8 protein-coding genes are annotated in these 13,168 nt (G+C 58.8%); 5 read left to right on the plus strand and 3 right to left on the minus strand.

Annotated features, from left to right (window positions below; translation table 11 throughout):
* Window positions 1-76 precede the first annotated feature (76 nt).
* Genes AC3WRD_RS28795 through AC3WRD_RS28805 form a run of 3 tightly spaced genes read left to right on the plus strand, consistent with a single transcriptional unit; the run spans window position 77 to window position 3,036 of the window.
* Entirely contained in the window at window positions 77-841 is a 765-nt protein-coding gene (locus AC3WRD_RS28795) for an IclR family transcriptional regulator (protein ID WP_102622265.1), read from the plus strand.
* A 39-nt stretch (window positions 842-880) separates the two neighbouring features.
* Window positions 881-2,101 (plus strand): amino acid deaminase, encoded by a 1,221-nt coding sequence (locus AC3WRD_RS28800; RefSeq protein WP_102622264.1) that lies wholly within the window; start codon window positions 881-883, stop codon window positions 2,099-2,101.
* Window positions 2,101-3,036 (plus strand): sugar kinase, encoded by a 936-nt coding sequence (locus AC3WRD_RS28805; protein ID WP_102622263.1) that lies wholly within the window; start codon window positions 2,101-2,103, stop codon window positions 3,034-3,036. Before AC3WRD_RS28800 ends, AC3WRD_RS28805 begins: the two co-directional genes overlap by 1 nt.
* Window positions 3,037-3,085: 49 nt before the next feature.
* On the opposite strand, the gene AC3WRD_RS28810 is transcribed toward AC3WRD_RS28805, so the two are convergent.
* Window positions 3,086-3,361 (minus strand): peptidylprolyl isomerase, encoded by a 276-nt coding sequence (locus tag AC3WRD_RS28810; protein ID WP_096821583.1) that lies wholly within the window; start codon window positions 3,359-3,361, stop codon window positions 3,086-3,088.
* A 50-nt stretch (window positions 3,362-3,411) separates the two neighbouring features.
* A complete protein-coding gene (locus AC3WRD_RS28815; RefSeq protein WP_102622262.1) occupies window positions 3,412-5,949 on the minus strand; it encodes a PAS domain-containing hybrid sensor histidine kinase/response regulator in 2,538 nt (845 codons plus the stop codon).
* A 126-nt stretch (window positions 5,950-6,075) separates the two neighbouring features.
* Between AC3WRD_RS28815 and AC3WRD_RS28820 the strand changes: the two genes are divergently transcribed.
* On the plus strand, window positions 6,076-7,182 hold the full coding sequence (locus AC3WRD_RS28820; RefSeq protein WP_102622261.1) for a PilT/PilU family type 4a pilus ATPase: 1,107 nt from the start codon (window positions 6,076-6,078) through the stop codon (window positions 7,180-7,182).
* 63 nt (window positions 7,183-7,245) lie between these two features.
* The gene (locus tag AC3WRD_RS28825) at window positions 7,246-11,115 is read left to right on the plus strand and encodes a hypothetical protein (RefSeq protein WP_146013111.1); all 3,870 of its coding nucleotides are present in this window, start codon (window positions 7,246-7,248) and stop codon (window positions 11,113-11,115) included.
* Between the two features lie 44 nt (window positions 11,116-11,159).
* Here the strand turns inward: AC3WRD_RS28825 and AC3WRD_RS28830 are convergent, their stop codons facing one another.
* The gene (locus AC3WRD_RS28830) at window positions 11,160-13,115 is read right to left on the minus strand and encodes an acetoacetate--CoA ligase (RefSeq protein ID WP_102622259.1); all 1,956 of its coding nucleotides are present in this window, start codon (window positions 13,113-13,115) and stop codon (window positions 11,160-11,162) included.
* Window positions 13,116-13,168: the final 53 nt, after the last annotated feature.

Here is a 13,168-nt window from a genome sequence, read left to right on the forward strand (position 1 = left end):
GGGGAGGGCTGCGATCCAACTGACACAACGCCAAGGGCCAGTTACCATCCCGGCATCTTTTATGGGAACAACAGAAATGACCGAAGACACCATCAAGCGCCGGGCACGCGGTCTGGACCGGGCGTTCGATATCCTCGATTTCCTCAAGGAGATCGGCCAGCCGCTGCGTCCGAACGACATTGCCAACGGCATCGGCAGCCCGAAATCCACGGTCTACGAACTGGTGGCCTCGTTGCTCGAACGGCGGATTCTCGAACCGGTGGGCAAGGACGGTCATGTCTATCTCGGTCGTCAGCTGTACTTCCTCGGCCAGGCGCATCTGCGGCATTTCGACCTCAGTCGCGAAGCCGATCACGCGTTGCAGGAGATCGTCAGCCAGACCCGGGAAACTGCGCAGATGTGCCTGCTCAACGGGCGCAAATATACGGTGGCGCTGATGAAGGAGGGCGAGCGGCATTTCCGCATTTCTTCCGATATCGGCGAAAACGCGCCGATCCCGTGGACGGCGTCCGGGCGCTTGCTGCTGGCGCACTTGAGTGACCAGCAGATCAGCGACCTGATCGACCCCGACGACTTCATCCTGCCCGGTGGCGAACGCCTGCCGATGGAGACGTTTCTCAAGGAAATCCGCCAGGCCGGCATCGACGGCTTCTTCTCGTTCGACAGTGTCGCCGACACCTTCACCCATTGTTTCGCCGCCCCGGTCAAAGATCCGAGTGGCGTGGCCATCTGCACCCTGTGCATCGTCGCCCCGCGCGCCGATGCCAAGACCAATTACAACGACTATCGCCGGGTCTTGATCGAGAGCGCCAACAGCCTCGCCCGGCGAATCAACGAATAACCGCGCTTGCCTGCGGGCGCGACTGTGAGGAGTTCGACCATGACGACTGCCAACAACACTGCTGCCGTGGAAAAGGGCGATGCCGCCGTCGGCGCGCAACTGGTGCGTGACATCAGCCTGCCGGCGCTGGTGCTGCACCGTGAAGCGCTGGAACACAACATCCGCTGGATGCAGAAATTCGTCAGCGACAGCGGCGCCGAACTCGCGCCCCACGGCAAGACCAGCATGACCCCGGCGCTGTTTCGCCGTCAGCTCGACGCCGGGGCGTGGGGCATCACCCTGGCCAGCGCCACCCAGACCCGCGCCGCATACGCCTACGGCGTGCGCCGGGTGTTGATGGCCAACCAACTGGTCGGCACGCCGAACATGGCGTTGATTGCCGATCTGTTGGCGGCCGATTCCGGCTTCGATTTCTATTGCATGGTCGATCACCCGGACAACGTCACCGATCTGGGTGCTTACTTTGCGTCCCGTGGCGTGCGTCTGAATGTAATGATCGAATACGGCGTGGTCGGCGGCCGTTGCGGTTGCCGTAGCGAGCAGGAAGTCATCGAACTGGCCAAGGCCATCGGCGCACAACCGGCGCTCGCCCTGACCGGCATCGAAGGTTACGAGGGCGTGATCCATGGCGATCACGCGGTCAGCGGCATCCGTGAGTTCGCCGCCTCGCTGGTGCGCCTGGCGGTGCAGTTGCAGGACAGCGGCGCGTTTGCTATCGCCAAGCCGATCATCACTGCGTCGGGTTCGGCGTGGTACGACCTGATCGCCGAATCGTTCGAAGCGCAGAATGCGGGCGGGCGTTTCCTCAGCGTACTGCGTCCCGGCAGTTACGTTGCCCACGACCACGGCATCTATAAAGAGGCGCAGTGCTGCGTGCTCGACCGTCGCAGCGACCTGCACGAAGGCTTGCGTCCGGCGCTGGAAGTCTGGGCCCACGTGCAGTCGATGCCGGAGCCGGGGTTCGCGGTGATCGCCCTGGGCAAGCGCGACGTGGCGTTCGATGCCGGGATGCCGGTGCCGTTGCTGCGTTACAAGGCCGGCGTGCTGCCGGCGGTGGGCGACGATGTCGGTGCCTGCAAGGTGACGGCGGTGATGGACCAGCACGCGTTCATGACCGTGGCGCCGGGTGTGGAATTGCGCGTTGGCGACATCATTTCCTTCGGCACTTCGCACCCGTGCCTGACCTTCGACAAGTGGCGCGTAGGGCTGCTGGTGGATGAGCAGTTGTCGGTGATCGAAACCATGGAAACCTGTTTCTGATGAACACGCTCAGTCCCTTGGGTCCGAACACCCCGCGCATCGCCCTGATCGGCGAATGCATGATCGAACTTCAGCAACGTGCTGATGGCAACCTGCAACAGAGCTTCGGCGGCGACACGCTGAACACGGCGGTGTATCTGTCCCGCGCCATGGGCGACAAGGCGCAGGTCGATTACGTTACGGCGCTGGGTGACGACAGCTTCAGTGACGCCATGTGCCGCAGTTGGGCCGCTGAAAACATTGGTCTGGATCTGGTCCAGCGCTTGCCCGGTCGTTTGCCGGGGCTGTATTGCATCCAGACTGATGCCGCCGGCGAACGGCGTTTTCTGTACTGGCGCAACGAGGCCGCTGTACGCGACTGTTTCACGACCCCGGCCGCCGCGCCGATTCTCGCGGCGTTGCCGGACTACGACGTGCTGTATTTCAGCGGTATCACGCTGGCGGTGCTTGGCGCACAGGGGCGGGAAAAGCTGATTCAGACCTTGATCGAAGCCCGCCAGCGCGATGCACGGATCGTCTTCGACAACAATTACCGGCCACGGCTGTGGACCTCGGTAGAAGATGCGCGGGCGGCGTATCGCAGCGTGTTGCCCCATGTCGATCTGGCGTTGCTGACGGTGGACGACGAGCAGGCGCTGTTCCATTTCGAGGACTGTGACGCGGTGTTTGAAGCGTACGCGCAGATCGGTACGCCGGAGGTAGTGCTCAAGCGTGGCGCCGAGGCGTGCCTGATTCGTTGCGACGCAGAGGCGTTCGAAGTGCCGGCGCAGAGGGTCGAGAAGGTGGTGGACACCACGGCGGCGGGGGATTCGTTCAGTGCGGCGTATCTGGCCAGTCGCTTGTCGGGCGCAAGCCCCGCGCAGGCGGCGGAGGCTGGGCACCGGTTGGCCAGTCGGGTGATTCAGGTGCCTGGCGCACTGATCCCCAAAGAATGAATCCGATCTCTGAAGGCGCTGCCGACAGCCGCGCCTTCAGGGCACCGGTTCAATCGCGGAAAAACACCTGCACCAGGTGATAGCCGAACTTGCTCTTGATCGGCCCGTGCACCGTGCGCAGCGGCTTCTTGAAGATCACTGCGTCGATCACGCCGACCATCTGCCCCGGCCGCACTTCACCCAGATCGCCGCCGCGCTTGCCGGACGGGCAGGTCGAGAATTTCTTGGCCAGCACATCGAACGCTTCACCGTTGGCGATGCGTTGTTTGAGTTTTTCAGCCTCTTCGGCGGTTTTCACCAGAATGTGGCGGGCTTGGGCTTTCATCGTGCAATACCTGTAGCGGGGTGACGGCGGGGCGCGGATTATGCCTCAAGTCACGGGTTTTGGCTGATCATCGTGCGGATCTTGCCGGCCAGCAGTTCAATGGAAAACGGCTTGGCCACCATGTCCATGCCGTCCTCCAGGAAACCCTGACGCTCGGCGGCTTTCTGCGCGTATCCGGTCATGAACAGTACTTTGAGCCCCGGACGATGCTGTCGGGCGATCTCCGCCAGTTGTCGGCCGTTCATACCCGGCAGCCCGACATCGGTCACCAGCAGATCAACACGCAGGTCGGACTCCAGCAGCGGCAAGGCACTTTTGGCGTCTTCGGCCTCATGGGCGCGATAACCCAATTCCTTGAGCAGGTCCATGACCAGCATGCGCACCGCCGGATCGTCCTCGACCACCACCACGGTTTCGCCGGTGGCGGCGGCGGGGGCCTCGGTCGTCGTTTCGATCACCGGCCGCTCCGGTTCCAGCGCATACAAACGCGGCAAGTACAGGCGCACACAGGTGCCCTGGCCCGGCAGGCTGTCGAGGCTGACGTGCCCGCCGGTTTGTTGGGCAAAACCATAAATCATCGATAACCCGAGCCCCGTGCCCTGGCCGATCGGTTTGGTGGTGAAGAATGGGTCGAACGCCTTCGAACGCACCGACGGCGTCATGCCGGTGCCGTTGTCGCTCACTGCAAGCATCAGGTAATCACCGGCCTTGACCGGTTCCAGCGTGGTGATGTCGTTACCGTCGAGATAAACATTGGCGGTCTCGATCAGCAGTTCACCGCCGTCCGGCATGGCGTCGCGGGCGTTGATCACCAGGTTGAGCAGGGCGTTTTCCAATTGGCTGACATCGGTGCTGACGGGCCAGACACTGTCGGCCAGGCGCAAGGTCAGTTCGATCGGATCGCCCTTGGTGCGGCGGATCAGGTCTTCCAGGGAGTGGATCAGCTCGTTGACGTTCAAGGTCTTGCGATCCAGCGACTGGCGCCGCGAAAACGCCAGCAAGCGGTGGGTCAACGCCGCGGCGCGATTGGCCGAGGACACCGCGGCATCGGTGAATCGACCGATTTCATCAGTACGGCCACTGGCGATATAGCGCTGCATCAGGTCGAGGCTGCCGATGATTCCGGTCAGCATGTTGTTGAAGTCATGGGCGATGCCGCCGGTGAGCTGGCCGACCGCTTCCATTTTCTGTGCGTGACGCAGGGCGTCTTCGGCGCGTTCGCGTTCGAACATTTCGTTCTGCAGACGCTGGTTGGCCTGGGCCAGTTGCTCGGTGCGCGCACTCACGCGTTCCTCAAGGGTTTCATTGAGGTTGCGCAAGGCCTCTTCGGTCTTTTTACGTTCTGTCTCGTCGATCACGAAGATGTAAAAACCGTTCACCGCACCATCCGGGCCGTGGCGTGGCAGGTAGTTCATCAAGGCGTGGCGCTGGCTGCCATCGCGATGGGGTGTGTACAGGCTGAACGAGCAAGGGCGGCCTGCCAGTGCTTCGGCGATGTAGGGGGCACGCAGAAAGTAGGATTCTTCGCCGATCACTTCGCGGATTGTGCGTCCGTACAGCTCTTGCGGCGTCAGCCCGTACCAGTCCAGGTACGCAGCATTGTTCAGGCGAAAGCGTTCTTCGCGGTCGACGTAGCTGATCAGGATCGGCATTGCGTTGATGATCAGTTGCAGCTCGGTCTGGCTTTGCCGCAGTGCCTGCTCGGTGTGCTTGCGTTCGGTCAGGTCCAGCGCCGCGCCGAGAAAACGCATCGGCCGTCCGTGGTGATCCTTGTAGCAACGTCCGCGGGCAAATACCCAGCGCACCTCGCCATTGGTCTGCAACAGACGATATTCCTCGGCGTATTCGGTGCCATGGGTGATGCAGTGCTTGATGCTGCGGGCGATCAGCGCGCGGTCTTCCGGGTGCACGCCGTGCAGGTATTCACTGATGGGCAACTGACTGGCCCGCGCCGGGTCGACGCCATGCAATTGAGCAAAATGCGCATCGGCGATAAAGCGATCTTCACCAATGTCCCAGTCCCAGGTGCCAACCGCGTCGGTAGCTGCCAGCGCCAGTTGCAGGCGCTCTTCGCTTTCGCGCTGGGCCTTGAGGCTGTCTTCGGAACGTTGCTGCAGTTCCAGGGCGATGCGTCGGCGTTCGTTGGTTTCGATGGCGGTGACCAGAATGCCGGCCACTTGCGCGCTTTCGTCACGAATCGGGCTGTAGGTCAGGTCCAGCCAGAAGTCGGAATCCTGGCCGTCCCGTTGCAGGGTAAAGCGCCGTTCGCTGTAGGTTCGCACCTGGCCTTGTAGGACGGCGCTGTAAATCGGGTCGGTAAAGTCTCGAAGTTCCGGCCATATCTGGTGCGCCGGTTGTCCGAAAGCGTGTGGATGCTTGCTGCCGGCCAGCAGCGCAAAGCCGTTGTTATAGATCTGGGTGAGCTGCGGGCCCCACAAGAGCAGCATCGGCATCGGCGAGTGAATCACGATGTCCACCGCGGTGCGCAGGCTCTGCGGCCAATGGTCGGCGCTGCCGAGCGGGCTGCGGCTCCAGTCGGTGCGGGCAATCAATGCCTGGGCGTCATCGGTGTGCGGTACAGCGTTCATCAAAGGGTCCTGAGCGTCGGTCGGTGAGGCGGCGTCTACTATCCTAGTGCGGTAGACGCTGTAAGGCCCGTCGCGTCACGACGCACGGTCTTAAGTTCATTGAAAGCTTCGCAGGTGCTTTTTGCCATGGAAATCGACGCACTGCTCAAACAACTGGCCAGCCGCCACGGTTCAGATCTGTTCCTGTCCACGGGGGCGCCACCCAGTGCGCGGTTCGATGGCGTGCTGACACCGTTGAGCGAGCAGCCGTTCAAGCCCGGCGAAGTGGCGACTGTCGCCGCCTCCCTGATGGACGCCGAGCAGCGCCGGGAGTTCGACCGGGATCTGGAAATGAACCTGGCGATTTCCCGAACCGGGATCGGTCGTTTCCGGGTCAACATCTTCAAACAGCGCAATGACGTGTCGATCGTGATCCGTAACGTCAAACTCGACATCCCGAGATTTGAAGACCTCAAACTGCCGCCGGTACTGCTCGAAACGGTGATGCTCAAGCAGGGGCTTATCCTGTTTGTCGGCGCTACCGACTCGGGCAAGTCCACCTCGCTGGCAGCGCTGATCGATCATCGCAATCGCCACAGCAGCGGGCACATCATCACCATTGAAGACCCGGTGGAATACATCCATCGACACAAGAAATCGATCATCAACCAGCGAGAAGTCGGGGTCGATACCCGCAGTTTTCACGCGGCGCTGAAAAACACCCTGCGTCAGGCACCGGACGTGGTGCTGATCGGCGAAATCCGTGACCGCGAGACCATGGAACATGCGCTGGCCTTCGCCGAAACCGGGCATCTGGTGCTGTCGACATTGCACGCCAACAACGCCAATCAGGCGCTGGACCGGATCATCAATTTCTTCCCCGAAGAGCGCCGCCCGCAATTGCTCCACAGTCTAGGCAATCATTTGAAGGCCTTCGTTTCCCAACGTCTGGTGCGCACGCTTGATGGCCAGCGACGGGCGGCAGTTGAAGTCATGTTGGGGACGCCCACCATTGCCGACCTCATTCGTCGCAATGAGCTGGGGGAGTTGAAAGTGATCATGGAAAAGTCCGGGGAACTGGGCATGCAAACCTTTGATGACGCACTTTATAAGTTGGTGGCTGAGGGTGTCCTGAGTGCACAGGAAGCACTAAAGCATGCTGACTCAATTAATAATTTGAAACTGAAACTGAAACTTGCGCGCCCGGGAGATGTATCCGGATCAAGTGCTGGTGAATGGGGGTTGGTGGACTAAGGCGTAGTTTGACTGTGCTTTCTATGGCTTGAAATTTCGCCTCATAAATAACGGCTGGAAAGTTTGTTCGGTGAAAGTAATATCGCGCCGGCCAAACAGGCACGTTTATTTGCTGATGGGGAAGTTATGAGTTTTGAAATGAAAGGGAAGTTCTTCAAGTATGCAGTTGGTGCGAGCATGCAACAGCGCCTGGATGCAGATGCTTTAGAGCGCAATCTGGTATTGGCCGAACTGAAATCGTGTCTTGCGAACTACCCTGAAAAACAGATTATTCTGGGATGGGACTATCAGATCGAGTTGAAGAAGAACTCGTCCTTGTATGACATCCATGCACCTGGACAAATGCTCCTGATCAATCTGACCCGTACGGTTGCCATGTGTAGCTATATGCTGGGTTTGACGGGGAGCGACAGTCCGTCGATTTGCGTGACGCAATCCGGGAAAATGGAAGTGTCCGCCGAGGATGGCTGGATAGATTTCAAGGAACACAGCAGTATTAAGGGACTGGGGTTTGATCACAGTGTGTTGTCGCTAATCACTGATATCGCCAAAGAGGCGGGAGGGTACGTATGGACAGACGATGAAATAACAGTAGAGCAATGGCTGGGATTTCATGGTTTTGATGTGCCAGATACGGTGGCGCAACTGAAGAATCTGATTGAATATTTTGAGTTTGAGTTTCCCGAAATCGACAGTCTCGGTAATTATTGGGGGCAGCTTGTTGCGGATGACTCGGCACTCATTACTTTGTCCGCCGAGCAGTGCCTGGCAATGAGAAATATCACGGGACAACAAATGCCCCGTGACACCAAACTGTTGAGCAATCTGATGGCTGGTTCCCGGTCAGGGATCGCAGTACATGACAACGCAGCTGTCTTATTAAAGCAGTTAATCGGTCATGCGACTTCGAAAAGTTGGGCTCTTTCATGCTTGCAGCGCCTCGGCTGGTTCGGATCGCAAGCAGGAGAGACGATCTCTGATTCACAACTTGGCCAGCTGTTGGCAACTGCCATGTTGCTGGATATCAATCCATTTATTGGCAAGCAGCAGAACAGAAAGTCTGTAGGCAGCTATGAAATGTACTCGCCACGCCATCTTGGCAGGCCTGCATCTGTAGTTCTGGAGGGGCTGCGCGATCATATGGTGACCAATCAATGGGTCAGCCACGACGCAGCACCTCTGGCGATTCACTTGTGCCTGGCACAGATCGCCCCCGAATTCATTGTCAGGCAGGTTCCGACATCGATCGCGATCGGGTCGCTCGAGTGGGTGGCTTTCTGTCGGGGTGTCGCTTTGGTTGAAGCGGTCGTTCAAGGCGCCGCGCGGGTGATGACTTATGCGCAGGTCATGGCGTACGCGCAGCTGGAACCGGTCAGCCAGGCGCTGGCCGATGTGCATACGCTGGCATTGATCGACCCGATCGTGGACTGGGCGTTGATCAACGCGATCATCACTGAAGTCGAATTCAAACAGGACGAAAAAACGACGACACAACGGGCTACTGCGGCCTATCAGCAGTATGTAGCGAATTTCTCTCAGGTCAGCCACGCCTATTCCACGCCACTACCTGATCGCAGAGCCATCGCCAGGTCCGCGCTGGAGCGTGCAGCCCCAAGCTGCGACTTTCTGGAAAAACCGTTGCTCAATCAGCGACCGGGACTTGGGGCTTCGCCGACTATCATGTCGATGATCGACTTGCATATGTCCGGCGATCTCGCAAAACGGGAATGGGATTTCCGTGCCGTTTTTCCGGACAGCAATGCGCCCGATTTGCTGTCCCAGATCTCTGGAAATAAAAAGCCTGCGCTTCACGATCCATCGGTCGTGAGTATTTATAACCGTTATCCGGACTTGCTGTGGTTGACTGATAACAACCTCGAATTCAATCGGCAATTGCGCAGCTATCTGAATGAGTTGAATGCAGCACTGGCTACTACGCTCAAACTGGCGCTGTCGCGTATGTCCTATTTCGATCTCCAAGACGTGTTGCGCGCAGAGTTGACGTTTTTTACCGTGCGAGACTCGGCGCTGCAGACCCGTACGGTCCCGCTAGGGGACGGGCACGTCTTTAGAGCGAACTGGGAGACTCAAGGGGACAAAGATGCAGTCACTGGGCGTTTCGGCATTATCATGTGCGCCTCCCATCGCGGCAAACTCACGTGCTTTGAGCTGTTTACCTTGAGCGGCGAAATTCATCGCAATGATGATCTGGGAAAATTCATCGTTCAAAGCGGAAAACTCAACTTACCGGCACGAGCGGATTTCAAGGGTGACTTGAAATACGAGGGGGCAGTAACACCCAAGGAGCGTCTGCCCATCAACCGCAAGTGTTATATCGAAGGCGTGGTGAACGATTTTCGTGTGACCAGCAGCGAAGCGATTATCGACAAGTTGATTGCATTGCCCGCACCGGCCACACCTACGACTCCGAAGCACAGTGAATTTCAGAACTTCTCTGATCCCAGGATTGAACAGATCTCGGCGCTCATCGTACTCCGTCACCCCTTGATGACATTCGAACAACTGAAAAAAAGCGCCACCTCACCTACGGAGCTTGAGCGAGAGCGAGCCAGAGGAGAGGCGGTCGCAACGTACATTGTGGATCTCGTCGTACCGTTCAAAAAGTGCATACAGGATCTGACTTCCGGGGAACACAACCGAATTATCGACGGCGTCTATGGTTGCGCCATGGATGCCATTGCACTGGTGGGCACCGTTGCGGGTGTTGCCAGTAAAACAGCGTCGATCGTGTCAAAGGCTACTACTCTGTCCATCAAGCTGGGACACCTTGCCAAACTGGCAATTGCCACCGGGATTTCCATCTTTAATCCTTTGGATGACCTGCCTTCAATCGTGCGTGGCACAGGCAGACTGGTCTATAAGGGCGGGATGCGTTTAAGTCGGCAGACCCAGGAAATCATTGCACTGGCCAAATCGCAGATGAGGCATATCAAAGGCGCCAACAAGTCTGGGGAGTTTGTCGATGCCGGCACCCAGCTCATTGCCGGGCAAGGCAACTGGCGCCCGAAAGCATCCGGTGCAGAAACGTTGACGGTAGTGGCTGCGCGCAAAGACTTTTACTGGTATGCACTTGATCGTAGCGGCAAAGCCTGGGGACCAAAGCTGAACAGTTTTACTGTCGATGCTCCGTTCAGAGTGAATCTTTTCCATAAAACATTGCCGATCAGTTACACCCGTGCCGTCATTGAAAAAAGCTTGCCGAAAGCCAAGGCCAAGATTGAAGAGGCAATCAAGGCTTTGAGTGATCGCGGCTTTGCCAAAGACTGCGACTTCATACTCAAAGCGTTTTTGGGCAGCAACAGCTCGGATGTCAAAGACCGGTTGTTGAAATACCTGAAGCTGATTCGTACCGATTTCGCCGGCTTTTCCCTGAGCAATCTGATTCTTGATCCGTACAAGGACAACGGTAATCTTGCGGCCTTCAATCCTCAGCTGTACCAGCAATGGGTTACCGCCGTCCCAGGCGAGCGGGCTAACGTGATGTTCATGGAAATCTACACGCGCAATCTGAACGCTCATTTCATCGGCCACGGTTACAACCATGATGTGGTGGCGGATGACCTGATTCACGAGATGCTGCATGGCGCAGCGCAGACTGAGGATGTCAGCTACGCCAGCGATACCGCAAAGAGCCGCAGCACTGACCAGATGTTGGACGTTGCGTCGCTGCTCAATCTTGCCAGCGGCAAACTTGCGATGGATGAGGGCGGCACCTCGACGCAATACCACCCGACAACGAAGGCCGTTGAAAACGCTGACTCACTGGCTTTGGTCATCTCGTTGCTCGATCAGTATTACACCGACAAACTCGAATTCGAGCGCAACCTTTACACCGTTGAGCAGTGTCTCGCCACCCGTCGCACCGGTGCGATTACCGAACCGGTGGTGCTGACCCTGAACCGACCTGAATAATCCGCCTCATTACACAACAGCGCCCCTGAGACGGGGGCGCTGTTTCAGTGTTTCAGTTCCGGTCGATCCCGAAACTGCTCAAGCGCTTCAGGATTGGCCAGCGCATCGGTGTTTTTCACCGGTTCACCGTGCACCACATTGCGCACGGCCAGTTCCACCACTTTGCCGCTGATGGTGCGTGGAATGTCCGTGACCGCGACGATCTTCGCCGGTACATGGCGCGGTGTGGTGTTGGCGCGAATCACCTGGCGGATCTGCTGTTGCAGCGCCTCATCCAGCGTTACGCCCTCCTTGAGACGCACGAACAGCACCACTCGCACATCGTCCTGCCACTGTTGGCCGATGGCGACGCTGTCCAGCACCTCGGGGATTTTTTCCACCTGACGGTAGATTTCCGCTGTGCCGATGCGCACACCGCCGGGGTTGAGCACGGCATCGGAGCGACCGTGGATCAGCATTCCGCCGTGAGGCAACTGTTCGGCGTAGTCACCCTGGGCCCAGACGCCGGGGAACTGGTTGAAATAGGATTTGCGCAGTTTCTCGCCATCGGGATCGTTCCAGAGTCCGATCGGCATGGCGGGGAATGGCCGGGTACACACCAGTTCGCCTTTTTCGCCGATCACCGGTTGCCCGGCGTCGTTCCACACTTCGACCGCCATGGCCAGGCTCTTGCCCATGATCTCGCCCCGGCGTACCGCTGACACCGGGTTGCCGTTGACGAAGCAGGACACGATGTCCGTACCACCGGACATCGAGGACAGGCAAACGTCGGGTTTGAAGTCGCGATAGACGAAGTCGTAACTCTGCGGCGACAACGCGGAACCGGTGCAGAGCAAGGTTTTCAGGTGACTCAGGTCATGGCTTTCTTGCGGCTTGATGCCACTGCTTTCCAGGGTCGCAAGGAATTTCGGGCTAGTGCCGAACACGCTGACCTGCTCGTCATCAAGCAGCTCCAGCAATCGCTGGTTGTCCGGATAAAACGGTGAGCCGTCATACAGCACCACTGCGCTGCCGACCGCCAGTGCGGACACCAGCCAGTTCCACATCATCCAGCCGCAGGTGGTGTAGTAGAACAAACGGTCGCCGGGCCCCAGATCGACATGCAACCCGTGCTCCTTGGCGTGTTGCAGCAGTACGCCGCCCGTGCTGTGGACGATGCACTTCGGCACGCCGGTAGTGCCGCTGGAATACAGCACATACAGCGGATGGGCGAATGGCACCGGGACGAACTGCGGTTCATCGCCCGGTTCATAGAAGTCGTCCCACAACGTGACGTTGGCGGGCGTCCGGTAATCCGTGGCATGGGCGTGAGGGCGTGCGTACGGCACGATGATCAGCTGCTGCAAGGTCGGCAGCTGTTCGAGGATTTCGTTGATCTTGACGGTCTGGTCGATCTCTTTGCCGGCGTAACGGTAGCCGGCGCAGGTGATCAGCACTTTCGGCTCGATCTGACCAAAGCGGTCGATGACGCCGTGGGTGCCAAAGTCCGGTGAGGAACATGACCAGATCGCGCCGAGACTGGTGGTCGCCAGCATCGCCACCAGGGTTTGCCAGGTGTTGGGCATGCACGCCGCGACCCGGTCGCCGAGCACGACACCGGCCGCTTGCAGGCTGGCCTGGAACCCGGCGACTTGCTGGGCCAGTTCGGCCCAGGTCAACAGTTCACGCTGGCCGTTTTCCCCGATAGCGATTACGGCGATGGCATCGTCGCGCCTGCTCAACAGGTGTTCGGCGAAGTTCAGGGTGGCGCCGGGAAACCATTCGGCGCCCGGCATCTGCAGGCCCTCACGCAAAACGGCATCGGGCTGGGTGTGAAAGATGATGCCGAAGAAATCGACGATTGCCTGCCAGAAGGCTTCGCGCTGGTCGATGGACCATTGGTGCAGGGCAGGGTAGTCGTCGAGGTGCAGATGATGGCGCTGATTGATAAAGCGCCGGAAGCCGTCCATGCGGGACCGGGCAATGCGTTTGGCATCGGGCTGCCAGAGGATGTCGGACATGGTTTGCCTCTTATTGTTTGTCAGAAAGCTCCCACTGCAATGTGGGAGCGTTC

It is taken from the genome of Pseudomonas sp. FW215-R2 (genome assembly GCF_058789255.1).